At 42.1% G+C, this 23919-nt stretch carries 24 protein-coding genes; 19 read left to right on the forward strand and 5 right to left on the reverse strand.

The window, feature by feature from the left end; translation table 11 throughout:
* Positions 1 to 128 precede the first annotated feature (128 nt).
* From atpB to BST86_RS11780, 9 genes are all read left to right on the forward strand, one after another.
* A complete protein-coding gene (atpB, locus tag BST86_RS11740; protein WP_394340890.1) occupies positions 129 to 1331 on the forward strand; it encodes a F0F1 ATP synthase subunit A in 1203 nt (400 codons plus the stop codon).
* A 33-nt stretch (positions 1332 to 1364) separates the two neighbouring features.
* Entirely contained in the window at positions 1365 to 1559 is a 195-nt protein-coding gene (gene atpE, locus BST86_RS11745; protein WP_055411412.1) for an ATP synthase F0 subunit C, read from the forward strand.
* 94 nt (positions 1560 to 1653) lie between these two features.
* On the forward strand, positions 1654 to 2142 hold the full coding sequence (gene atpF, locus BST86_RS11750; RefSeq protein WP_105983411.1) for a F0F1 ATP synthase subunit B: 489 nt from the start codon (positions 1654 to 1656) through the stop codon (positions 2140 to 2142).
* Between the two features lie 9 nt (positions 2143 to 2151).
* Complete coding sequence (gene atpH, locus BST86_RS11755; RefSeq protein ID WP_105983412.1) at positions 2152 to 2700, forward strand: ATP synthase F1 subunit delta; 549 nt, start codon at positions 2152 to 2154, stop codon at positions 2698 to 2700.
* Positions 2701 to 2793: 93 nt separating this feature from the next.
* Entirely contained in the window at positions 2794 to 4368 is a 1575-nt protein-coding gene (gene atpA / locus BST86_RS11760; RefSeq protein ID WP_055411415.1) for a F0F1 ATP synthase subunit alpha, read from the forward strand.
* 62 nt (positions 4369 to 4430) lie between these two features.
* The gene (gene atpG / locus BST86_RS11765) at positions 4431 to 5303 is read left to right on the forward strand and encodes an ATP synthase F1 subunit gamma (protein ID WP_105983413.1); all 873 of its coding nucleotides are present in this window, start codon (positions 4431 to 4433) and stop codon (positions 5301 to 5303) included.
* Positions 5304 to 5536: 233 nt separating this feature from the next.
* Positions 5537 to 6379, forward strand: a complete 843-nt coding sequence (locus BST86_RS11770) for an alpha/beta fold hydrolase (protein ID WP_105983414.1) — start codon at positions 5537 to 5539, stop codon at positions 6377 to 6379.
* Between the two features lie 6 nt (positions 6380 to 6385).
* Entirely contained in the window at positions 6386 to 6874 is a 489-nt protein-coding gene (locus BST86_RS11775) for an RNA polymerase sigma factor (protein WP_172443349.1), read from the forward strand.
* Complete coding sequence (locus BST86_RS11780; RefSeq protein ID WP_105983416.1) at positions 6864 to 7421, forward strand: hypothetical protein; 558 nt, start codon at positions 6864 to 6866, stop codon at positions 7419 to 7421. The genes BST86_RS11775 and BST86_RS11780 overlap by 11 nt, the downstream gene beginning before the upstream one ends.
* A 58-nt stretch (positions 7422 to 7479) precedes the next feature.
* On the opposite strand, the gene BST86_RS11785 is transcribed toward BST86_RS11780, so the two are convergent.
* Positions 7480 to 7833, reverse strand: coding sequence for a DoxX family protein (locus BST86_RS11785; protein WP_105983417.1), 354 nt, complete (start codon positions 7831 to 7833; stop codon positions 7480 to 7482).
* Positions 7834 to 7843: 10 nt separating this feature from the next.
* On the reverse strand, positions 7844 to 8827 hold the full coding sequence (locus BST86_RS11790) for a hypothetical protein (RefSeq protein ID WP_105983418.1): 984 nt from the start codon (positions 8825 to 8827) through the stop codon (positions 7844 to 7846).
* Positions 8828 to 8915: 88 nt separating this feature from the next.
* On the opposite strand from BST86_RS11790, the gene BST86_RS11795 reads away from it, so the two are divergent.
* From BST86_RS11795 to BST86_RS11840, 10 genes are all read left to right on the forward strand, one after another.
* Positions 8916 to 9554: a thymidine kinase gene (locus tag BST86_RS11795; protein ID WP_105984030.1), complete on the forward strand. Its 639-nt coding sequence runs from the start codon at positions 8916 to 8918 to the stop codon at positions 9552 to 9554.
* Complete coding sequence (alr, locus tag BST86_RS11800) at positions 9555 to 10661, forward strand: alanine racemase (protein ID WP_105983419.1); 1107 nt, start codon at positions 9555 to 9557, stop codon at positions 10659 to 10661.
* Between the two features lie 113 nt (positions 10662 to 10774).
* On the forward strand, positions 10775 to 11188 hold the full coding sequence (gene mscL, locus BST86_RS11805) for a large conductance mechanosensitive channel protein MscL (protein ID WP_105983420.1): 414 nt from the start codon (positions 10775 to 10777) through the stop codon (positions 11186 to 11188).
* 128 nt (positions 11189 to 11316) lie between these two features.
* Positions 11317 to 12312, forward strand: a complete 996-nt coding sequence (locus BST86_RS11810) for an aspartate-semialdehyde dehydrogenase (protein ID WP_055411421.1) — start codon at positions 11317 to 11319, stop codon at positions 12310 to 12312.
* A gap of 54 nt (positions 12313 to 12366) precedes the next feature.
* Positions 12367 to 13677, forward strand: coding sequence for a T9SS type A sorting domain-containing protein (locus BST86_RS11815; protein WP_105983421.1), 1311 nt, complete (start codon positions 12367 to 12369; stop codon positions 13675 to 13677).
* A gap of 2 nt (positions 13678 to 13679) precedes the next feature.
* On the forward strand, positions 13680 to 15848 hold the full coding sequence (locus BST86_RS11820; RefSeq protein ID WP_105983422.1) for a prolyl oligopeptidase family serine peptidase: 2169 nt from the start codon (positions 13680 to 13682) through the stop codon (positions 15846 to 15848).
* Between the two features lie 345 nt (positions 15849 to 16193).
* On the forward strand, positions 16194 to 16934 hold the full coding sequence (locus tag BST86_RS11825; RefSeq protein ID WP_105983423.1) for a response regulator transcription factor: 741 nt from the start codon (positions 16194 to 16196) through the stop codon (positions 16932 to 16934).
* Between the two features lie 30 nt (positions 16935 to 16964).
* Positions 16965 to 17891: an ABC transporter ATP-binding protein gene (locus BST86_RS11830; RefSeq protein WP_105983424.1), complete on the forward strand. Its 927-nt coding sequence runs from the start codon at positions 16965 to 16967 to the stop codon at positions 17889 to 17891.
* 95 nt (positions 17892 to 17986) lie between these two features.
* On the forward strand, positions 17987 to 20128 hold the full coding sequence (locus BST86_RS11835; protein WP_105983425.1) for a TonB-dependent receptor: 2142 nt from the start codon (positions 17987 to 17989) through the stop codon (positions 20126 to 20128).
* A 99-nt stretch (positions 20129 to 20227) separates the two neighbouring features.
* Complete coding sequence (locus BST86_RS11840) at positions 20228 to 20842, forward strand: hypothetical protein (protein WP_105983426.1); 615 nt, start codon at positions 20228 to 20230, stop codon at positions 20840 to 20842.
* A gap of 59 nt (positions 20843 to 20901) precedes the next feature.
* Here BST86_RS11840 and accC read toward each other — a convergent pair whose 3' ends face one another.
* The 3 genes from accC to BST86_RS11855 form a co-directional block, all read right to left on the reverse strand.
* Positions 20902 to 22251, reverse strand: a complete 1350-nt coding sequence (gene accC / locus BST86_RS11845) for an acetyl-CoA carboxylase biotin carboxylase subunit (RefSeq protein ID WP_105983427.1) — start codon at positions 22249 to 22251, stop codon at positions 20902 to 20904.
* Positions 22252 to 22342: 91 nt separating this feature from the next.
* Positions 22343 to 22831, reverse strand: coding sequence for an acetyl-CoA carboxylase biotin carboxyl carrier protein (gene accB / locus BST86_RS11850; protein WP_105983428.1), 489 nt, complete (start codon positions 22829 to 22831; stop codon positions 22343 to 22345).
* 16 nt (positions 22832 to 22847) lie between these two features.
* Positions 22848 to 23846, reverse strand: coding sequence for a beta-ketoacyl-ACP synthase III (locus tag BST86_RS11855; RefSeq protein ID WP_105983429.1), 999 nt, complete (start codon positions 23844 to 23846; stop codon positions 22848 to 22850).
* Positions 23847 to 23919 lie beyond the last annotated feature (73 nt).

Below are 23919 nucleotides of genomic sequence, written 5' to 3' on the forward strand. Positions count from 1 at the left end.
TCGCTTTCGCGAAAGCGAACCCACAACAGTTTCAAGAAATTAATCTAAATAAAAGGACTATTTTAAGATTGTTTTTTGTCATACATTTGCACCCGAATTAAAAGACCCAATTTTTTAAGGTGTTTCACATGTCAAAAGCGTACGTTATAACAGCATTGCTATCCTTGGTATTTTTCACTTCCATGGGCGTGAATGCTCAAGAAGTTTCAGAAACCGAACACGGTCCTGCGCATGAAGAAGTCATGGATAACGATGGCGGCCGCATCAATACGTCTGAAGAAATTAATGAGTACATCCAGCATCACCTAAAAGATGCGCATGATTTTCATGTCTTTTCTTATACCAGTGATGAAGGTGAGAGAAAACATGTAGGTTTCCCTTTACCAGTAATGGTTTGGACTACGGAAGGTCTTCAGGTTTTTATGTCCTCTAAATTTCACCACGACGATGCTGGTGAGGTGATTGTTGAGTCTGGTGGAGCAAGATTGGTAAAACTACACAGCAAGATTTACGAACTGGATGCTGGAGCAAACGCTTTGAGTTTTGATGAAGAGCACCACCCAACGAATGCACACAAAGTATTGGACTTTTCTATTACCAAATCGGTTTTTGGGACTTTGTTCATCGGTTTACTGTTGGTGATTTTCTTTGGTAGACTTGCAAAAGAATACAAGAAGAAGAGCATCCCAACTGGATTTAGCCGTGTGTTGGAGCCATTGGTTATCTACATAAGAGACGAGATTGCTAGACCTAATATAGGTGAGCACAAGCATAAGAAGTTTATGCCATATCTACTTACCGTATTCTTCCTTATCTGGATTGCCAACCTTTTAGGATTGACCCCTTTTGGATTCAACATTACAGGTCAGCTGGCTGTGACCGCATGTCTAGCGATATTTACTCTAGTGATCTATCTAGCAAGTGGTAACAAAGACTTCTGGATGCACATGTTGTGGATGCCAGGTATTCCTGTGATTTTCAAGCCTATTCTTGCTGTTATTGAATTAGTAGGTTTCTTGTTGATCAAGCCTTTCTCACTCTTGATGCGTCTATTTGCAAACATTACCGCAGGTCACTTTGTATTGATGAGTCTTATTGCTTTGATGATTACACTTAAAGCACAGTTTGGACCCATAGGTTCTACTGGAGTATCCTTGTTTTTAGCCTTATTTATCATGGTTATAGAATTGCTGGTTGCTTTTCTACAGGCCTTTATATTCACAATGTTGTCTGCCCTATTTATAGGAATGGCTGTTGCAGAGCATGATCATGAAGAACATGCACACACACCAGAAGATGATATTGATGAAGTAAGAGAACGTTTTATATAGTAGAGTTTTTTATTAATTTTTAAATCGATTGTTATGTACAATTTAATTGGAGCAGGTCTTGTCGTTATCGGTGGTGGTATCGGTCTTGGTCAAATAGGTGGAAAAGCGATGGAAGCTATCGCTCGTCAACCTGAAGCAGCTGGAAAAATCCAAACTGCAATGATCATTATCGCAGCACTTCTTGAAGGACTTGGTTTTGGTGCACTTATCTTGGGTCAAGTACTCTAGGTAGCAAACCAAAAAATTTATGGCACAACTTGTAACGGTTGGTTGCAAGTTGTGTTTTTAAAACAGCAATCAGAATTAATTTAGACAGAAGATTATGTTAGAAGATTTTTCGCCAGGCTTGTTTATCATGCAGGCCATTATATTGATTATACTGGTATTACTTCTAGGAAAATATGCCTGGAAGCCTATCCTAGCTGCTCTAAGTGAGCGTGAAGAAGGAATCGCAAATGCACTTGACGCTGCCGCAAAGGCTAAAGCTGAAATGGCACTACTGCAAGAATCCAATAAGGCTGCCGCTCAAGAAGCTCGCGCAGAACGTGATGCGATCATCAAGGAAGCTCGTGAGATCAAGGAGAAAATGCTCGTGGACGCTGCAGCAACCGCACAGGAAAAAGCAGACAAGATTATTGCAAGCGCTCAAGAAGCTATTCAAGCAGAAAAGAAAGCAGCTCTAGCAGACATCAAGTCGCAAGTAGCAGACCTATCTGTTGCCATTGCAGAGAAAGTTACCCGCAAGGAACTTTCTGAAAAAGAGGCGCAGTTTGCTCTCATTGACAAAATGCTAGCTGACGCAAACATCTAGAAAACAACTATGAAACTTTCAAGAGCAGCATCCCGATATGCCAAAGCCATCCTAGATCTAGCGATCGACAAGAAGGAAGCGGCTGCCGTGAATGAAGACATGAAATCTGTCCTTACGACGGTTCATAAAAACAAAGAGCTTCAGGATTTCTTGAAAAGTCCTGTGGTAAAAACAGAACAAAAGCGCGGTGCGTTGCGTCAAGTTTTTAGCCAGGTTGGTGGTATCACCATGGGAGCTTTTGACTTGATCGTTGACAATCAACGTGCAGATATCCTGAGTGATATTGCTACTAAGTACATTCTGCTTTTTGATGAAATGAACAAGCGTGAGGTAGCTACTGTTACCACGGCTGTAGAGATTTCAAAAGAGTTGGAAGCTAAAATTCTTGCTAAGGCTACAGAACTGGCAGGCAAGGAAATAACTCTTGAAAAGAAAATTGACCCTAGTATCGTTGGTGGATTCATCCTGCGCGTTGGTGATAAAGAAATCAATGCCAGTGTTCACAGCACCTTGGGTGATCTAAAAAGAGAATTTGCATACAAGTACTCGATAGAGTAAAACAAATTTTGAACAGTACGCTTTCGCGAAAGCGAAAACAACAATAATATATTAGGTCCCAAAAGACCGAAGCAATAGTATAAATAGAACAACATGGCAGAAGTAAATCCAGCAGAAGTATCTGCAATACTTAAGCAACAATTATCAGGTTTTGATGCTACGGCATCCCTTGATGAAGTGGGAACCGTTCTTACCGTAGGTGATGGTATCGCACGTGTTTATGGTCTTTCAAACGCACAATATGGAGAACTTGTTTCTTTTGAGAGCGGTATGGAAGGTATCGTATTGAACCTTGAAGAAGATAACGTTGGTGTGGTACTTTTGGGTCCATCCATCGAGATTAAAGAAGGTGATACAGTAAAAAGAACCGAGCGAATTGCTTCCCTAAGAGTTGGTGAAGGAATTGTAGGTCGAGTTGTAAATACTTTAGGCCAGCCTATCGACGGTAAAGGTCCTATTGAAGGTGATCTTTATGAGATGCCTCTTGAGCGTAAAGCTCCAGGAGTTATCTACCGTGAGCCGGTAACCGAGCCTATGCAGACCGGTATCAAGTCCATCGACGCCATGATTCCTGTAGGACGTGGACAGCGTGAGTTGGTTATTGGTGACCGTCAGACGGGTAAGTCTACCGTGTGTATCGATACCATCATCAACCAGAAGGAATTCTATGATGCTGGTGAGCCAGTATATTGTATCTATGTGGCCATAGGTCAAAAAGCTTCTACCGTTGCATTAATTGCAAAGGTTCTTGAAGAGGCTGGAGCTCTTGCCTATACTACTATTGTTGCTGCAAATGCATCAGACCCTGCACCTATGCAGGTGTACGCACCATTTGCTGGAGCTGCGATTGGAGAGTACTTCCGTGATACAGGTCGTCCTGCATTGATCATTTATGATGATTTGTCTAAACAAGCGGTAGCCTACCGTGAGGTGTCCCTATTGCTACGTCGTCCACCAGGACGTGAGGCTTATCCAGGTGACGTTTTCTTCTTGCACTCAAGATTATTGGAGCGCGCGGCAAAAGTCATAAACGATGACAAAATTGCTGCAGAGATGAACGACTTGCCTGATAGCTTAAGACCTATCGTTAAAGGTGGTGGATCATTAACGGCACTACCTATTATCGAAACTCAGGCTGGTGACGTATCTGCCTATATCCCAACTAACGTGATCTCGATTACAGATGGACAGATATTCTTAGATGGTGACTTGTTCAACTCTGGTGTACGTCCAGCGATTAACGTAGGTATTTCTGTATCTCGTGTTGGTGGTAACGCACAGATCAAATCGATGAAGAAAGTGGCTGGTACCTTGAAGTTGGATCAAGCTGCTTTCCGTGAATTGGAAGCTTTCGCAAAATTTGGTTCTGACCTAGATGCTGCGACTTTAAGTGTTATCGAGAAAGGAAAGAGAAACGTGGAGATCTTGAAACAAGCTCAAAACAATCCTTATCCAGTAGAAAACCAAATCGCAATTATCTATGCAGGTTCTAAAAACTTGTTGAGAAATGTACCGATTGAAAAAGTAAAAGAATTTGAAAGAGATTATCTAGAACTTCTGAATGCTAAGCATAGAGGTACACTAGACACGCTTAAGGCAGGTAAGTTGACAGACGAGGTGATCGATACGTTGACTGCTGTGGCAAAGGATCTTTCTTCTCGTTACTAAGAATATAGATTTTAGAGTATAGACATCCATATTCTATACTCCATACTCTAACCTCATAAACTATGGCGAATCTTAAGGAAATACGTAATAGAATAACCTCAGTATCTTCAACGATGCAGATTACATCTGCTATGAAGATGGTGAGCGCAGCGAAGCTTAAGAAGGCACAAGATGCCATTACAGCGATGCGTCCTTATTCTGATAAGCTAACAGAGTTGCTTCAAAATCTGAGCGCTTCCATGGAAGGTGACGCTGGTAGCAAATATGCCGAACAGCGTGAAGTAAAAAGAGCATTAGTGGTAGCCATTACCTCTAACCGTGGTCTTGCAGGAGCATTTAACTCAAATATTATTAAGGAGTTAATCAGACTCAACAAGGAAGATTTGAAAGGTGTTGCGGTTTCTTACATGACTATTGGTAAAAAAGCCAATGACTTTGCCAAGAAAGGATCCAACATTCAATCCAACAAAAGTGATTTGTTTGACGACATTTCCTTTGATAAGGTTTCTGCCATCGCAGAAGAATTGATGGAGCTATTTGTTACTGGTGAGTTTGACAAAATTGTTTTGGTTTACAACAGTTTTAAAAACGCAGCCACACAGGTAGTCATGAGTGAGGATTTCCTGCCTTTAAAGCCTCTGGATCAAGTGGAAGGTGAAGCGCCAGCAAATGCGACAGAATACATCTATGAGCCATCTAAGGAAGAAATCATAGAGCAGCTGATTCCTAAGTCTTTGAAAATGCAATTGTACAAAGGTGTGCGTGATTCATGGGCAAGCGAGCACGGTGCTCGTATGACCGCCATGCACAAAGCAACCGACAACGCCACAGAATTGAGAGATCAATTGAAATTGACTTACAATAAAGCGCGTCAAGCAGCCATTACCAACGAGATTCTTGAAATCGTAGGTGGTGCGGAAGCCTTGAATAATTAAAATTTTCTTGTTATGCTGAACTCGATTCAGCATCTGAATAAGAAAACAAATCAGCTTATTGGATCTCCATAAAAACCTTCTAGGAACTCTAGAAGGTTTTTTTATGCTTTAAAACTTTTAGCGATTGGTTATCGCCCGTCAAATACGGCACCAACAAGCACAAAAAAAGAGGATTTATAATCGTAACATTTTGTGAGTTGATTATCTAAAAGGTAAATCATAAAACCTAACTGATGAAAACAACATCTTTATTCTGTTACTGTATCTTTTTACTTTGCCTGTATAGTAATGCACAAAATGATCCCATAAGAGTGACTGTTTCTGGCTCAGGTGATCCCATCCTTTTACTCTCTGGATTTGCAACTAATGGTGATGAGGCTTGGCAATCTACCACCGAATTGCTTACCAAAGATTACGAATGCCACATTGTAAACTATGCTGGATTTGCTGGAATGGAACCTGTAGCTTTTCCATGGTTGCCAAAAGTTATAACCGCGATTGAAGAGTACATCAAAAATAGAAACCTTAAAAAACCTATAGTTATAGGTCATAGTCTAGGAGGCACCATAGGTATCCATCTCGCTGCAAATAAAGAATTAGACATTTCAAAACTGATTATTGTGGATGCGTTGCCCGCTACGGGAGCCATGATGATGCCCGATTTCAAACCAGAACGCTTTCAATATGAAAGCCCATACAATGATCAAATGCTAGCTATGAATGAAAATGAGTTTACTCAAATGTCCCTAGGAATGGCTGCTGGGATGACCTCTAATGTTAACGGGCAAAAACAAATCGCAAACTGGATGCAAGCAACAGATCGCAAGACTTATGTGTATGGATATACAGATTACCTTAAGTTTGATGTGCGCGAAGACCTGAGAAATATTAGTATTCCAGTAACTATTCTGGGTGCGGGCAAGCCGTATGGAGTTGAAACAGCTAGAGCAAACTATACTAATCAATATCAGAACTTGCAGCAATATGACCTCAAGATGAATGAAGACAGCGCTCACTTTATCATGATGGACCAACCAGAATGGTTTCTGGAACAAATCCAGATTGCACTTAAATAATCGATCGTGACAGAAGCGGAATTCACCACTACCTACAACAATTTACACCCTAAAGTTTATCGGCTTTGTTTGGGCTATGTTACTGGTGACGAACAGATTGCTCGTGAACTTTGTCAACAAACATTCATCAACGTCTGGAACCACAGGAAGTCCTTTAAGGGCAACTCTAAAATAGATACCTATATCTATCGCATTGCCGTGAATTGTTGTTTAGGCCATCTAAAAAAGAAAAAGCCTACCAATATCGACATTCGCGATCAAACAAAAATGGTGGACGATAGTGTATTACCCGAAGAGAATCCCAAAACTATAGAGCAGCTTTACCGCTGCATTGATCAACTCAAACCTATTAACAAAACCGTCATCTTGATGGAATTGGAAGAAATACCACAAGATGAAATAGCGACCACTTTGGGCTATTCCCATGGATCTATTCGCACGCGACTGTCTAGAATTAGGGAAGCACTTTTAAAATGTATCACTCATGGAAAATAACATCATAGATAACATTTGGCAACGGCAGGATACCGGCGCAAATCCAGTCACACCTCAACAATTAATCAAGAAGGCCACAACACAACGACGTAAACAAAAAATAGGCGTTCTTGTGATGAGCCTGACGGTAGTGATTCTCACGGCATATACTGTCTGGCAGCTACCTAATCATTTCAATACATTCATCTTAGGATTATTCCTGATGATAGGTAGTCTCATCATTAGAATTTTGATTGAAGTAGCATCTCGCAATAGTAAAGTAACCAGGCTCTTAGAGTTGGATGGCAAGATGTACCTGCAGTATTTGAAGCGCTTTTACAAACGCAGGAAGCGCATTCATTTTATCATTACACCTATATGCTTTGCTGTTTATGTTTTAGGTTTGATCCAGTTGTTTCCCTATTTCAAAGCCGAATTCTCCAAGGGTTTCTATATCTATCTTATCGTTAGCGCCATCGTATCGCTGCTCGTTATTGGCTTCCTTATCACAAATCAAATCAAAAAAGAACTTGATTTTTTGAAATCATTGCAACCCGATTCCTTCTAAAATTATGGGATGATGAGAAGAAAAGGCTCGATGTGTAGTTCGCTTTCGCGAAAGCGAACTATTCAAACGATCTCACTTTCTTACCCAAAAAATAAGAAGTCATCAACATGAATAGTGCTACAACAGCGGTCCATTGCCCACCATCTGCAATGGTCAAATGGGCGATGGCTGCGAGTAGAATATCAAAGAATAATCCAGCATAAGCCCATTCAGTCAACGATCTGTTTTTTCTGAAAAGAATCACCAAAACAGCGGCAACCTTTGCAAAGGCTAATGGATAAATGACCCAAGTGGGAAAGCCCAGCTTCACAAACTCTGAAGAAACCTGAGCGTTTTCAAAAACATAAAATCCAGCGGAAGCTAATAGGATCAGGCTCACAAGTCCCGTGACGATCCAGTAGGCATATTTCATAACGGCAACCCTACTGGTACTTGCGCTCGATAAGCTCTAAAAACCGGTTCTCAAAACTCTCCTTGCCTTCCCAGTTATTATAGTCTGGCTTGATCATGGTATGGATAAAGTTTTGAGCCTGATCAAAATTGTCAATAGTATTCAACTGCGAGATCACTCTGTTGAAATCTTGGTTGTTCCCATTAAAAAGATGCTTTACAAAACCCATGCGATCGTTCACTCCTATCTTGAGTCCAGTGTTCAATTTTGAATTGAGGGATTGAGGCTTATCGCTTTCTTGCGCGGCAGACTTGCGCTCAAAAACCGGCATCGTTTGAAAATCAACGGTGAGCTGCTCGAGGTCGGTTTTGGAATGTGGACTAGGTTGTTTAGGCTTGGGCTCTACGGGCTCATCGCCTGGCATTTCAGTAACCATTTTGTTGATGGTCGCGATTCCCGGTAGGTCCATCTCTTCACGATCATCATCTTCTGGGACTTCTAGATCGTTCAAGCTGTTGGTAGTAAACGAGTCTCTGTAGCGGTTAGGTAGTTTGCCTGTAGCTCGATAATCTTCTTTTTCAGATGGGTCTGGTTGTGGTGTTTGTGGAGCGCTTTCTGGCATTTCTGTAACCATTTTACTTATGGTAGAAATTCCAGGCAGGTCCATTTCTTCACGAGTATCTTCTTCTGGAACAAAGAGGTCGCTCAAATCATTGGTAGAAAAGGTTTCGCGAGCTTGCTGTTGCGCTTCTTCCATGACTTGTTCCACATCGTCTGCCACATTTTTAACGTCTTGCTGTGCCTCTTCAAAGGCACGCTTGAGCTTGTCTTCTACCTCGCGGTTTCCTGCAGTAGGTTGTATGTCAGAAAAGTGCTTTTCAGTAAATACCAGCACTGTTAGTTTCTCGTATAATTCTTTGGCGATGGCTTGCAACTCCTCTACATTTTCCTTGTCTTTGATCTGTAGTACACGATGTGCGAGGCTGGTAAGGTCTGCCGCTATTTTCTTTTTCATATTGGGTTTCTATGCCGTGTGTTTCTTTGTATTTTTGGAATCAAGGCAGGAACGATACGGCATCCTGCTAGAGCCTGTAAATTACAAAATGTTTCTAGAAAATACAGTTAATCATGAGGAGCAATTCGGCTGGATCGAGGTGATTTGCGGCTCCATGTTTTCTGGAAAAACAGAAGAATTGATTCGCAGGTTAAAACGCGCCAAATTTGCCAATCAAAAAGTTGAAATCTTCAAGCCCGCTATAGACGTGCGGTATGATGAAAAAAAAGTGGTCTCTCACGATTCCAATGAGATTCATTCCACTCCAGTGCCCGCGGCAGCAAACATACCATTGCTCGCTACCGGCTGCCAGGTAGTAGGAATAGATGAGGCACAATTTTTTGATGACGAGATTGTCGCCGTTTGCAACAATCTGGCAAATCGAGGCATACGCGTGATTGTCGCCGGCCTGGATATGGATTTTAAAGGTAATCCCTTTGGCCCTATGCCAGCGCTTATGGCTACTGCAGAGTATGTGACTAAGGTCCATGCCGTTTGCACACGCACCGGTAATCTTGCTCAATATAGCTACCGCAAATCAAGTGACGAGAACGTTGTGGTTCTAGGTGAACATCAAGAATATGAACCCTTGAGCCGTGGCGCATATTACAAGGCCATGCTTTCTAGCAAGGTCAAGGATATTCCTGTCAAAGATGCACAGGAAATCAAAAACAAAACAGGATCCTAAATGGAATCAAAAGGCACCAGACTGGAAGTAGATCTGGCGGCGCTCGCCCATAATTTTCAGTATTTAAAATCAAAAATTCCGGCCGAAACTCTTTTTATGAGCGTGGTCAAGGCAAATGCCTATGGTCATGGTATCACAACCATTGCCCGTAAACTTCAGGATTTAGGGACCGATTATTTTGCGGTGGCTTATGTAGAAGAAGGTGTTGAGATGCGCGATGCCGGCATTACAAAACCTATTCTGGTGCTGCACGCGCAGGTACACACCTTGCAGCAATGCATCGATCGATGTCTGGAGCCCGTGATTTATAGCGTTGAGATGCTGGAAGCTTTTATCGCTTTCGCGAAAGCGAATTCCCAAAAATCCTATCCTATCCATTTAGAATTCAATACGGGACTTAATCGTATAGGAATAGATCCTGATGACCTTGACAGAGCGATTGCTATTGTCAAAGCTACCGATGCAATAAAAGTTTGCGGACTGCAATCCCATCTTGCCGCCAGTGAAGATTTGAGCGAGAAGGATTTTACCCTTAGACAAATCGAGACCTTTGAAAACCTATGCAACAAAGTAGAGGGTCAAATAGGCTATCAATGCCTGCGACATACCGATAATACTAGTGGTATTCTCAATTATAACCACTCACATTACAGCATGGTGCGTTCTGGGATAGGTCTCTATGGTTACGGGAATGACCTCAAGTTTGACGCTCACTTGAAACCAGTGGCTTCCCTTAAATCCAACATTTCCCAGATCAGACATATCAAAAAAGGAGAAAGCGTAAGTTACAATCGCAGCCACAAAGCTTCTCAGGACATGGACTATGCCGTTATCTCATTAGGCCACGGCGATGGTATCAACCGTATTTATGGTTATGGTAAATCCAGCATATTGGTCAATGGTAAATGGGCGCCTACTCTAGGAATTATTTGTATGGATATGTTCATGGTAGATGTCACTGGAATAGATTGTAAGACAGGTGACGAGGTCATTATTTTTGATCAAACGCATCCTGCAAGAGACATGGCAGAAAAAGCAGGAACAATATCCTACGAACTTTTAACAGGAATACAAAAACGAGTTCCTAGAATTTATTTAAACAGCTAATCGTCTGATTTTTAAATAAACTGATCGAAAGACCATTTTTTCCTATTCCCTTTGATTCTTAAATTCCTGTTAATCTAGTAAGTTTACCATCCAATATTTTAAATCTAACCATTATGCTTAAAGAGTTCAAAAAATTTATCATGACAGGAAATGTCATAGACCTAGCCGTTGCCGTATTGCTTGCTGGTGCGACAGCACTTGTCGTTAACGGATTTGTAAAACTTATCATGATGCCTATCGTTGGGCACTTTACGGGTGGAACTGACTTTTCAGAATTCAAAGTAGTCCTAAGTGAAGCTGTGGTAGCTGCAGATGGTACTATTGAGACGCCAGAAAATGCTATTCTTTATGGAGAATGGATCAATACAATCATCAACTTGATCATTGTAGGCTTTGTTTTATTTATGATCGTGAAGGCTTATAACAAAACCAAGAAGAAAGAAGAGCCCGCTCCTGAGGCACCAAAAGGTCCTACTCAAGAAGAATTGCTTATAGAAATAAGAGATGCCATCAAGGCGCAAAACTAATTCTGAAAATTGCTCAAAATTGATAAGCCGTTTCTATGATAGAAGCGGCTTTTTCTATTCTTAACTTTTGTAAGAGTTGGGTTTATAAATACTTGACGCTTACATTTGCTAACTTAAATTTTACGACAATGAAAATAGCTGTTGTGGGCGTTACCGGCATGGTAGGTCAAGTGATGCTCAAGGTTCTAGAAGAACGCAATCTTGAAATAACTGAATTGATTCCTGTAGCATCAGAGAAATCTGTAGGTACTGAAATTGTTTTTAAGGGCAAACCCTATAAGGTGGTGAGCATGCAGGATGCTATCGACATGAAACCAGCTATTGCATTATTTTCTGCTGGTGGTGGCGTGAGTCTAGAAAACGCTCCCAAATTTGCAGCAGTAGGTACGACCGTTATAGATAACTCCAGCGCATGGCGCATGGAAGCAGATAAGAAATTGGTTGTTCCTGAAATCAACGCAGACCAGCTTACCACAAACGACAAGATCATTGCAAACCCTAACTGTTCAACCATACAACTGGTAATGGCACTAGCGCCTTTGCACAAAAAGTACGGTATCAAAAGATTGGTGATTTCTACCTATCAGTCTATTACGGGTACAGGTGTCAAAGCCGTGGAACAATTGGAAAATGAATACACCAATACTAAAGGTGCCATGGCATATCCATACCAGATCCACAGGAATGCACTACCGCACTGTGATGTTTTTGAAGAAAACGGATATACCAAAGAAGAGCTCAAATTAGTACGAGAAACTCAAAAGATTCTAGACGATAAAACCATCGCCGTGACAGCAACTGCAGTAAGAATACCAGTAGTTGGTGGTCATTCAGAATCTGTAAATGTAGAATTTCATAACGACTTTACAGAATCTGAAGTACGCGCCATCCTCGCAGATACTGACGGTGTAACGGTACAGGACAATACAGATGTCAACTTATATCCTATGCCACTCATGGCACACGGGAAAGATGACGTTTTTGTGGGACGAATAAGACGAGACCATTCTGCGCCTAACGCGCTCAATATGTGGATCGTTGCAGATAACCTGAGAAAAGGTGCTGCTACCAATGCTGTGCAGATAGCCGAGTATTTGATCAAAAACGAACTGGTAAGCGCTTAATTGTGAGTGCCACCGCTGGATTTTCTCTACATTTATCGTTCTAGAGAAATCCTTATGAATAAATTTTTACTTGCATGCATTGCTGCTCTTTTCACTTGGAACCTGCAGGCACAGTTCTGGAGTGAAGTCGATTCTGACTTCCCAACAGAATCCACCGGTATTTCAAGATTTAGCATCGTTGATGAAAATGTGGCTTGGGGAATAGGCTACAACGGCATTAATCCAGAAAACAACATCCAGCAGTTCTCTAAAACTACAGATGCTGGTTCCACCTGGAACGCGGGTTCCATCGCCGTAGGAAATACCAATTTGGGAATAGGTGACATTGCTGCCATCGATGGCGAAACCGCTTTTATAGCGGTCTATCCCAGAATCGCTGGACAAAATGGTGGTGTCTGGAAAACGGAAGATGGCGGCGGTACCTGGGCTAAAATAAGCCAGACAGAGTTTACCTCTAATGGAAGTTTTCCCAATACGATCCATTTTTTTGATGCAGATAATGGGGTTGTCACTGGCGATCCTGTGAATGGCAATTGGGAGATTTACACCACTGCAGATGGTGGGTCGACGTTTACGCCAGTTCCAGCGGCCAATATTCCTGCGCCGCAAACTAATGAAACCGGATATCTGGCACAAAACACCGCCAGCGGCGACTCCATATGGTTTACGACGAGTACAGGTCGGATATTTCATTCCACAAACCGTGGTTTGAACTGGAATGTGTATCAGTCGCCCATTAGTGATTTTGGCGGCAGTGAAGTTTCTGGAGACATCAGTTTTGCAGATGCTTCTAAAGGAATTCTACAAACCAATGTCGCAATTTTATACAGTACGACAAATGCAGGCCAGACCTGGACACAGATAGTGACCAGCGGCACGGGAACACCTTACGGCGACAACATTGCTTACCTTCCATTCACTTCCTATATCGTGAGTGTAGGCTCTGATCCTAATTTTGCAGGTAGCTCCTACTCTGTTAACGATGGTGTGACTTGGGTGAATATTGACACTAAACAGCACGTGGACGTTGCCTTTTTGAATACTTCGGCAGGTTATAGTGGTGGTTTTACCAGTGATACAAATACGACTGGTGTTTTCAAATATGTTGGAGATGTACTTAGTGCTGGTGATGAGTTCGCTTTCGCGAAAGCGATATCCCTTTATCCCAATCCTACAAGAAATGAGCTTAACATCTCTGGTACAGACCGTGTTTTGAATCTGGAATTGTTTAATTTAAGCGGTCAAAGCCTCAAGGTATTCCAGCCTTCTCACAGTTTATCGCTGGAAGGTTTGCCTACAGGCTTATATCTATTGAAAATCACAACACCACTGGGAATGCAATCATTACCAGTGCTTAAAAATTAATTATGAGATTTAATAACATCTATATCGCGGCTTTGGGTTTTGTGGCCCTAGCAGCTTGTAAGCAGGAAAACAATGAAGAAACGGCTATGGCAATGACCTATCCCGAAACTAAGAAAGTGGATACGACTGATGTGTATTTTGGCAATGAGGTAGCAGATCCTTATCGCTGGTTGGAAGATGACCGTAGCGAGGAAACCGGTGAATGGGTCAAGGCACAAAACAAGGTCACACAGGATTATCTCTCACAAATTCCCTATCGCGACAAGATCAATAAGCGTCTTACTGAGTTGTGGAACTATGAGAAAATAGGCGCACCATTTATTGAAGGTGACTATGCCTATTATTACAAGAATGATGGTTTGCAAAACCAATCTGTGTTATCCAGGTATGAAAAAGATGCAGACCCATCAACGGCGACCGTTTTTCTGGATCCCAATAGTTTTGCAGCAGATGGTACGATTTCATTGGGCGGCATGAGCTTTACTGAAGATGGCTCTAAACTTGCTTATGCTATCTCTACCGGCGGCAGTGACTGGCGCAAGATTATTGTGATGGATGCAGCAACTAAAGAAATCATAGGCGATACGATTCAAGATGTGAAATTTTCTGGTCTTTCCTGGTATAAGGATGAAGGCATCTATTATTCCAGTTATGACAAGCCTAAAGGAAGCGAGCTAAGCGCCATGACAGACCAGCACAAGCTGTATTACCATAAACTGGGAACCCCACAAAGTGAAGATAAAGTGATCTTTGGCGGTACTCCAGATCAAAAATACCGTTACATAGGTGGTAATGTTACAGACGATCAAAAGCTGCTGATTATTTCGGCAAGCACGAGTACGAATGGCGGTAAGCTGTTCATGAAACGTTTGGACCAGCCTAATGCACCGCTGGTGACAATACTGGACAATTTTGACACAAACACTTATGTATTACATAATGATGGTGATTTACTATGGTTGGTAACTGACTACAATGCTCCCAACAAGCGCGTGGTCACGACGAATATTTCCAACCCAACTCCAGACAACTGGGTCGATTTGATTCCGGAAACCGATAATGTACTATCACCTTCTACCGGTGGCGGCTACATATTTGCAGAATATATGGTCGACGCGGTATCACAGATCAAGCAATTCAATCTGGACGGCACCTTAGTTCGCGATGTAGAGTTGCCTGGAGTAGGAAATGTAGGCGGTTTTGGCGCTAAGGATGAGGACAAGACCCTTTATTATTCCTTCACTAACTATGTGACACCTGGCAGCACTTACATCTACAATATAGAAAAAGGGACTTCAGAGTTATATCGCAAACCGGATATAAAATTCAACCCAGAGGAATATGAAAGCAAGCAGGTTTTCTATACTTCAAAGGACGGTACACAAATCCCTATGATCATCTCTTACAAGAAAGGAATGCAGCAGGATGGTACCAATCCTACCATTCTTTATGGCTATGGTGGCTTTAATATTTCACTCAATCCTGGTTTCTCTGTAACCCGAGCTGCATGGATGGAAATGGGCGGCATTTATGCCGTAGCCAACTTGCGTGGTGGTGGTGAATACGGTAAAAAATGGCACGATGCAGGTACTAAAATGCAAAAGCAAAACGTCTTTGATGACTTTATCGCTGCTGGAGAATACCTAAAAACCGAAAAGTATACAAGCACAGAAAAGTTGGCCATTCAAGGTGGATCCAACGGTGGTTTGCTAGTTGGTGCAACTATGACGCAACGTCCGGACCTAGCTGCCGTAGCCATTCCACAAGTAGGTGTACTTGATATGTTGCGCTATAATAAGTTCACCGCTGGTGCTGGTTGGGCTTATGACTATGGAACGGCAGAGGATAATACAGAAATGTTTGACTACCTTAAAGGCTACTCGCCTTTACATAACGTTGAGGAAGGTACACAATACCCAGCAACATTGATTACCACTGGTGATCATGACGATCGTGTAGTACCTGCTCACTCCTTCAAGTTTGCGGCAGAGCTTCAAGCAAAACAAGCAGGCAACAACCCAACGCTTATACGCATTGAGACTGATGCTGGTCATGGCGCGGGAAAACCTACCAGTAAAATCATTGAGGAACAAACAGACATCTACGGTTTCACGCTCTATAACATGGGTTATAAGGAGTTACCACAACCTGTTGATGATGTAAAAATGTAAGAATAACAGGTCACTTTTTATGAACCGCCTAGCCTAAATGCTTGGCGGTTTTTTTATTGATAGGATCATCGTTTATAGAAGAAGATGATTTCAAATAAATAGTATGCGAAAGCCATTATAGCTGTCTATTTACTGAGATTAGATGTTTTGATAGAAGATCAAGATTTGACTTATCTTATAAGTTGAAGAAATGCTGAACTTTAACTTTTAACAGATACCACTCGGTCATTCATGACGATAATGATGTCACTCATGACAAAACGCATAATATTCAAGCAATTAGCGATTTTTTTTTCATTTTTGACATGGCCTTTAGATTAGGGTCTCCACTCAAAAATTTTGAAAATGACACAGCTTTATCAGTCCGATTTTCTAAATATCCATACAGCAGATGAACTTCTAATTCAAGAATGGACTGGAAAGCAGTTGACTGTAGATCATTTCAAGAGAGAATTAAAGAATTTCTTATGGCTTTTTAAAAAATCCCGACTAAAAGGAGTGCTTTGGCTTCAAGAAAGGTTTACCCTGGATATTCCTAATGAGCTGCACGACTGGATCGAAAAAAATATATTAGAGCCACAATATAAATTTGGACTACGCCGGTTGGCATTTACCATTCCCAAAGATCAAGAGGCACATATCTCCATCATCGATTCCTTTAATAAAGTAAACAGCGTCATGCAACCTAGATATTTTGTATGTAGGGACAAAGCCATAAGGTTGCTGTTAGAAGGTGATTTCCCTAAAGAAAAGGAAGACATCAATTATGAGATCAATCGATCTATAGATGCTACTCAAATCACGTTAGAAGTCCATCACAGACAACTGCCACACGCTATCAGACACTTGGATAAGCTGAAAGAGCAATTTCAGTTTAGAATAAACCATACGGAAAAATTCGAGCAATTAACTTTAAGAGAGCTAGAAATTTTAAAAGCTATTTGTCGTGGCGACGTAAATAGAGAGATCGCAGAGCGTCTCTTTTTATCAGAGTCCACGGTAGCTACCCATAGGAAGTCTATAGTAAAGAAATTAGGTATTAAGTCCAGTAATGACTGGCATCAATTTGGCAGTGCTTTCTTGTAGAACAGGCTCTATGGGCAGTACCTTTGCTGGATGCTGCAACTAGTTGATATAGATTTCGCTTTCGCGAAAGCTAAAACCCTCAAAAACATCTCCTTACAGTTGGAACAAGGCGCTGTTGTTGCCGTAATGGGCGAGAGCGGCTGCGGGAAAAGCACCCTACTCAATCTCATTTATGGGATCTTGCAGCCTGATACTGGTAAAATCCTATGGAATGGCAAAGAATTACTGGGTCCAGACCATCATCTCGTTCCCGGGCATCCCATGATGAAATACGTACCGCAAGAATTCGACCTCATGCCCTACACTACAGTGTTTGAAAATGTGGGCGAGCACCTTTCCATACAACTGGATGATCGTGCACAAACTATCCACAGACTTTTAGAGGTCGTAGAAATGGAAACCTATGCAGACCGTAAGGTCAAAACTCTTTCTGGTGGTCAAAAGCAACGTGTCGCCATTGCCAAAGCACTGGCGCAACAACCACAACTACTATTGCTTGACGAACCCTTCAGCCACGTGGATAATTTTAGGAAAAACACCTTAAGACGCAGACTTTTCAAACACTTAAAGGATGAAAATATTAGCGCTCTTATCGCAACACATGATCGCGACGATGTGCTTTCATTTACTGATGAAACCATCATTATGAGAGCAGGTCACATCGTAGATCATCGATCTACTAGAGAAGTATACCATGACCCAAAAGACGTTTACGGAGCTACTTTGTTTGATGATATCAACGTGCTGCCGTCTGGTGTGATGTCAAATACAAAAGATCTTTTGTTATATCCACATCAATTAGAGATCGCAAATGCTGGATATGAAAGCTTAGTGGTTAATTCCTATTTCAAAGGCAAATCTTATTTGATTGAATGCAAGTCTGCAGAGCGTACATTTTGGGTGAAATCACAGAAGGAGCTCTCCAATTCTTCAATAGTTTATTTAAAAATCAAGTAGTTAAATCATTTCAGGAACTGGATTTTACAGTTGGGTAGCTTAAAATTGAGCACAGTGTAAAACCGCCGCATGTTTGTCACATCAAACCGACAATCATGAAAAAGCTAATACTGTTTATACTTCTAATTTCAGCCGCTACGACTGCGCAAACAACAATTTCTGGGACCATTACGGATTCAAAGAAGCTGCCATTGATGGGCGTGAACGTCTATCTAGAAGGAACCTATGACGGTGCCATGTCTGATGTTGATGGGAATTTTACCTTCACGACTTCAGAAACTGGAATGGTGATTCTTCTCGCCAGTTTTGTAGGTTATGAGGAGTTTAGACGTGAGGCAGATGTTTCTACCTTAAACAAGGTGACCATATCACTTAGGGAAAGCATGAATGAACTCAATACTGTTGTATTGAGTGCCGGTAGTTTTAGCGCTGGCGACAGTTCAAAAGCTAGCGCTCTAAAACCTCTAGACATCGTCACAACCGCTGGTGCCGTTGGAGATGTTCTGGGCGCATTGCAAACATTACCGGGAACCACGGCAAATCCAGACGATGGTCGCCTCTTCGTTCGAGGTGGTACCGCAGATGAAACCCAGATTTTCATTGACGGGAATCGAGTATTTAGTCCATACATTCCTACGACTGGAAATATACCTACTCGAGGCCGGTTTTCGCCATTTTTATTTGATGGCATCACCTTTTCTACCGGCGGCTATAGCGCAGAGTATGGAGACGCTTTGTCCTCTATTTTACTGCTCAACACCATCAATTTCCCAACCCAAGAAGAAACCGAAGTACAATTGATGAGTGTAGGCTTTGGTGGCGGTAATACTCAAATCTGGGATGACAATAGCTTGAGCGTCAACGCCACGTATATCAATCTAGCGCCTTACAACGATCTTGTACCACAAAACAATCAATTCATTGATCCATATCAAAGCTTCAATGGCGAGGCTGTTTATAGGCACAAAACAGATAAGGGTCTGTTTAAAGCCTACGGCGCCTTTTCATACAGTGATTTTAGCTTGATTCAAGAAGATATTGATATTGAGGATGGATTCTTCTTTGGGTTGCGCAACCGCAATTATTACGGCAATCTCAACTATAACGGCGAACTTTCACAAAGTTGGGATGTGCAGGCGGCCTTGAGTGTTTCAAGAGATCATACCGATTTGAACATTACAACAACTACATTAGAAAATGCAGAAACTGCAGCTCATGCAAAGCTTAAACTTTCCAAGCGCTATAATAATTATTTCAAACTATTCTTTGGAGCAGAACAGTTTGCCATCCATAGTAATGAAAAAGTTTTATTTGAAAACCAACCCTTCCATACAAGGATCAGCCAATACAATACTGGTGCTTTTGCAGAAGCTGAAATCTTTGCGTCTAAAGAACTAGCCTTTAAAATAGGTGGCCGTGCTGATTATTTTAATACGACACAAAAAGCGACCCTATCACCTAGATGGAGTGCCGCTATAAGTTTGAGCGAGAGTTCGCAATTATCTGCAGCCTATGGGATGTTTCACCAGCAAATTGATAATAGTATCCTTCAATACGATTCTAGTTTAGAAACCGAAACAGCCCAACACTACATCCTCAATTTTCTGCACAAGAAAAACAATCGCATGCTGCGTGCCGAGGCTTACTATAAAAAGTACGATCACCTATTGACCTACGACTCTGCCATGCCTAGCTTTGACAGCTCCTACTCCAACGATGGCAATGGATATGCAGCAGGCTTGGATCTTTTCTGGAGAGATGAGCAGTCCATTAAAAACTTAGAATACTGGATAAGCTATTCCTATCTGGATACAGAGCGACTTTATCGCAATTATCCTGAAACCGCAACGCCTGCCTTTGCGACAGACCACAATTTGAGCATCGTGACAAAATACTGGATGGAAGATCTTCAGTCACAAGTGGGGTTCACTTACAACTATTCCAGCGGTAGACCCTTTACAAATGCCAATGAGAACGGATTCCTAAACGACACGGCAGCATCATTCCAAAGCCTAGATTTTAACTGGGCATACCTTATCGATGACCAAAAGATTCTGTATCTATCCATTAGTAATGTATTGGGTCGTGACAACGTCTTTGGGTATCAATACAGCAACACACCAGATGTGCAGGGTCAATTTGACAGACGCACGATAGGTCAGGCCGCAGACCGGTTCATTTTCATCGGCTTCTTCTGGACTATTGGCGGTAAGGATAATCAGCTGGACAATTTGTAATACAGTTCAGATAGGTAAAATGACAGTTGGGTTTGTTTCGCTTTCGCGAAAGCGAAATTACCTAGACATTTGAACTAAACTTATAACAATCAAACCATTATGAAGACTATAGCCACTACTCTATTATTACTATTCACAGCACTAAGCATGGCACAGACACCCTATGAAAAAGCGATGGGCAACGCCTTGGAACTATTAAAAACGGACAACAAGGCGGCCGCTCAACAATTTGAACGCATCTCAAAAGCCGAAAAGGAGAACTGGTTGCCTGCCTATTATGTCGCTCTGGCAAACATCAGAAGTTCCTGGGGACAACACGGCCCAGAAGAAACGCTCGCAACCATGAAACAAGCTCAAGAATACATCACCCTAACCGATCAATTATCTCCCAACAATCCAGAGGTTATGGTACTTCAAGGACTACTCAATACGTGCTGGATCAACTATGATGAATCGATTTATGGAATGAAGCTTTCTGCAGCCACGAGCGCCCTCTATGAAAAGGCTTATGCCATGGCGCCAGACAATCCAAGAGTAGTGAGCAATCGTGCACAGTGGTTGATGGGTAGTGCCCGTTATTTTAATAAAGATGTAACGCCCTATTGCAGTGGCCTAGAAAAAGCTGTTGCTCTATTTGGTGAAGAAACTGCAACTGGCTTTGAACCTTCTTGGGGACTCCAAGGCACCATCGACGCGCAAAAGGATTGTCAATAATCCTAAAAATAAAAGCGCCACATGATTCATGTGGCGCTTACTTATTTCTATATAGATTGTTAGTCCTCTAACGGTTTCATGACAAAAGTGTCCATGAATGCGGTGGTGTAATCACCTTTTACATAAGCAGGCTCGTCCATCAATTGTCTGTGAAATGGAATGGTGGTTTTCACACCTTCAATCACAAACTCATCTAGGGCGCGCTTCATTTTATCAATCGCCTCTTGACGTGTACGTGCAGTAGTTATCAACTTAGCAATCATACTATCATAGTTAGGCGGAATGGAATAGCCCGCATAAACGTGAGTATCCAATCGTACTCCATGACCACCAGGCGCATGAAGTGTGGTGATTTTACCTGGAGATGGTCTAAAGCCATTATATGGATCCTCTGCATTTATACGACATTCAATCGAGTGCAATGCAGGCTCATAATTCTTACCAGAGATTTTGACACCGCTGGCCACTAAAATTTGCTCGCGTATCAAGTCAAAATCGATCACTTGTTCCGTAATAGGGTGCTCTACCTGGATACGGGTATTCATTTCCATAAAGTAGAAGTTGCGGTGTTTATCCACAAGAAATTCTACGGTTCCAGCACCTTCATATGCGATATATTCTGCGGCACGGACAGCTGCTTCTCCCATGTCCTTACGCAACTTTTTAGTCATGAAAGGTGATGGTACTTCTTCAGTCAACTTCTGGTGGCGTCGTTGAACGCTACAGTCGCGTTCACTCAAGTGACATGCTTTACCGAAGCTGTCTCCCACAATTTGGATCTCGATATGTCGCGGCTCTTCAATGAGTTTTTCCATGTACATATCATCATTGCCAAAAGCGGCCTTACTTTCCTGGCGTGCACTTTCCCATGCGGCTTGCAGTTTATCTTCTGACCAGACCGCTCTCATACCTTTACCACCACCACCGGCAGTAGCTTTGAGCATGACAGGATAACCTGTTTCCAGTGCGATTTTCTTACAGGTCTCAAAGTCTGGAATGATACCTTCAGATCCTGGTACGCAAGGTACTCCAGCGACTTTCATGGTAGCTTTGGCGGTTGCCTTATCTCCCATTTTGGCGATCATGTCTGGACTCGCGCCTATAAATTTGATTTTATGCTCATCACAAATGCGAGAAAAATCTGCATTTTCTGACAAGAAACCATATCCTGGATGTATCGCGTCTGCATTTGTAATCTCTGCAGCACTTATAATGTTGGACATTTTTAGGTAGGATAGGTTGCTGGGTGGTGGCCCAATACAAACGGCCTCGTCTGCAAATTTTACGTGGAGACTATCAGCATCTGCCGTAGAATAAACCGCCACGGTCTTGATACCCATTTCTTTACAGGTACGTATAACACGCAATGCGATCTCACCACGATTTGCAATCAATATTTTTTTAAACATAATGTTTGTTTTTAGTGAGTGTGTTTATGGAGATATCGCTTTCGCGAAAGCGTCATCACCACAACATTTACAATCTAGTCTAGCTGTAGAACTAAGATGGGTCTACTAAAAATAATGGCTGGTCAAATTCTACCGGCGACATATCATCGATAAGAACTTTAACGATCGTTCCAGATACCTCACTTTCAATCTCGTTGAATAGTTTCATGGCCTCGATGATACACAAGGTGTCACCAACCTTAACGCTATCGCCTACCTCAACAAAAGTGTCCTTTTCTGGAGAAGGTTTTCTATAGAACGTTCCTATGATAGGAGATTTGACGGTAATGTACTTGTCATCACTTGATGCAGATGCAGCTGGTGCGGCGCTCTCGTTAGACGCTGCAGTAGCAGCTGGAGCTGCGGCTGGTGCAGGTGCTGGAGCGGCCTGCTGTGCCATGGGCTGTTGCATGTAGGTGATGTTAGGCTCATCAGATCCTGTTTTGATGGTGATCTTGATGTCATCCATTTCTAGCTTGACCTCACTGGCGCCTGACTTTGCCACAAATTTGATTAGATTCTGTATTTCCTTAAGTTCCATAAGTTAATGGTTATTATTAATTAGTATTATAGGCCCATTTCAAGAGAATGGATCCCCATGTAAAACCACCACCAAAGGCAGCAAATACAAGGTTATCTCCTTTTTTGAGTTGTTTTTCGTAATCGTTTAGACAAAGTGGTAAGGTGGCACTGGTCGTATTCCCATATTTATGGATGTTCACCATCACCTGATCTTCTGGAAGCTGCACACGTCTGGCCGTGGCATCTATGATGCGCTTATTTGCTTGATGAGGTACAAGCCAGTCAATATCGTTATTAGTAAGGTTGTTTCTTTTTACAATCTGTTCAGACACATCTGCCATATTAGAAACAGCATGTTTGAAAACATTCTTACCATCTTGGTAGACAAAGTGTTGGTTGTTCTTCACCGTATCCAAGCTTGCCGGCATTAGTGAGCCACCAGCCTCGATGCGCAAGAAATCCCTACCGCTACCGTCTGTTCGTAGAATCTCATCTTGAAGCCCAAATCCTTCCTCATTGGGTTCAAAAAGAACCGCGCCACCTGCATCTCCAAAAATGATACACGTGGCGCGGTCTTTATAGTCGATGATGCTGGACATTTTGTCTGCACCAATCAATAACACCTTTTTATATCGCCCAGATTGAATGTAAGCTGCGGCATTGCTCATACCGTAAAGGAAACTGGAGCAAGCAGCCATCAAGTCGTAGGAAAAGGCATTGGTAGCACCTATTTCTGTAGCTACATAAGCCGCAGTTGATGCCACTGGCATATCTGGTGTCGCCGTCGCAACAATTACTAAGTCTATGGTGGAAGGATCTGTGTTAGATTTACCTAAAAGATCCTGTGCTGCTTTTATAGCGAGAAATGAAGATCCTTTATCTGGATCTTTGAGTATGCGACGTTCTTTTATACCTGTGCGAGTGGTGATCCACTCGTCATTGGTATCTACCATGGTTTCCAGGATGGAATTGGTAAGTCTATATTCAGGGACATAAGCGCCTACGGCAGTTATGGCCGCTTTCATATCTATCATACCTTAATTACTAGAAGTATTACTTCAACTTCGAAAGCTACTAAAAAACAAGAAAAAATGACACATTTTCTCG

This window comes from Nonlabens agnitus, from assembly GCF_002994045.1.
In the GTDB taxonomy this organism is placed as follows: domain Bacteria; phylum Bacteroidota; class Bacteroidia; order Flavobacteriales; family Flavobacteriaceae; genus Nonlabens; species Nonlabens agnitus.

Bases quoted from the DNA above. Each gene is read 5' to 3' on its own strand.
- atpB (WP_394340890.1), top strand. From the start codon at position 129: ATGTCAAAAGCGTACGTTATAACAGCATTGCTATCCTTGGTATTTTTC.
- atpE (WP_055411412.1), top strand. From the start codon at position 1,365: ATGTACAATTTAATTGGAGCAGGTCTTGTCGTTATCGGTGGTGGTATC.
- atpF (WP_105983411.1), top strand. From the start codon at position 1,654: ATGTTAGAAGATTTTTCGCCAGGCTTGTTTATCATGCAGGCCATTATA.
- atpH (WP_105983412.1), top strand. From the start codon at position 2,152: ATGAAACTTTCAAGAGCAGCATCCCGATATGCCAAAGCCATCCTAGAT.
- atpA (WP_055411415.1), top strand. From the start codon at position 2,794: ATGGCAGAAGTAAATCCAGCAGAAGTATCTGCAATACTTAAGCAACAA.
- atpG (WP_105983413.1), top strand. From the start codon at position 4,431: ATGGCGAATCTTAAGGAAATACGTAATAGAATAACCTCAGTATCTTCA.
- BST86_RS11770 (WP_105983414.1), top strand. From the start codon at position 5,537: ATGAAAACAACATCTTTATTCTGTTACTGTATCTTTTTACTTTGCCTG.
- BST86_RS11780 (WP_105983416.1), top strand. From the start codon at position 6,864: ATGGAAAATAACATCATAGATAACATTTGGCAACGGCAGGATACCGGC.
- BST86_RS11785 (WP_105983417.1), bottom strand. From the start codon at position 7,833: ATGAAATATGCCTACTGGATCGTCACGGGACTTGTGAGCCTGATCCTA.
- BST86_RS11790 (WP_105983418.1), bottom strand. From the start codon at position 8,827: ATGAAAAAGAAAATAGCGGCAGACCTTACCAGCCTCGCACATCGTGTA.
- BST86_RS11795 (WP_105984030.1), top strand. From the start codon at position 8,916: ATGTTTCTAGAAAATACAGTTAATCATGAGGAGCAATTCGGCTGGATC.
- alr (WP_105983419.1), top strand. From the start codon at position 9,555: ATGGAATCAAAAGGCACCAGACTGGAAGTAGATCTGGCGGCGCTCGCC.
- mscL (WP_105983420.1), top strand. From the start codon at position 10,775: ATGCTTAAAGAGTTCAAAAAATTTATCATGACAGGAAATGTCATAGAC.
- BST86_RS11810 (WP_055411421.1), top strand. From the start codon at position 11,317: ATGAAAATAGCTGTTGTGGGCGTTACCGGCATGGTAGGTCAAGTGATG.
- BST86_RS11815 (WP_105983421.1), top strand. From the start codon at position 12,367: ATGAATAAATTTTTACTTGCATGCATTGCTGCTCTTTTCACTTGGAAC.
- BST86_RS11820 (WP_105983422.1), top strand. From the start codon at position 13,680: ATGAGATTTAATAACATCTATATCGCGGCTTTGGGTTTTGTGGCCCTA.
- BST86_RS11825 (WP_105983423.1), top strand. From the start codon at position 16,194: ATGACACAGCTTTATCAGTCCGATTTTCTAAATATCCATACAGCAGAT.
- BST86_RS11830 (WP_105983424.1), top strand. From the start codon at position 16,965: ATGCTGCAACTAGTTGATATAGATTTCGCTTTCGCGAAAGCTAAAACC.
- BST86_RS11835 (WP_105983425.1), top strand. From the start codon at position 17,987: ATGAAAAAGCTAATACTGTTTATACTTCTAATTTCAGCCGCTACGACT.
- BST86_RS11840 (WP_105983426.1), top strand. From the start codon at position 20,228: ATGAAGACTATAGCCACTACTCTATTATTACTATTCACAGCACTAAGC.
- accC (WP_105983427.1), bottom strand. From the start codon at position 22,251: ATGTTTAAAAAAATATTGATTGCAAATCGTGGTGAGATCGCATTGCGT.
- accB (WP_105983428.1), bottom strand. From the start codon at position 22,831: ATGGAACTTAAGGAAATACAGAATCTAATCAAATTTGTGGCAAAGTCA.
- BST86_RS11855 (WP_105983429.1), bottom strand. From the start codon at position 23,846: ATGATAGATATGAAAGCGGCCATAACTGCCGTAGGCGCTTATGTCCCT.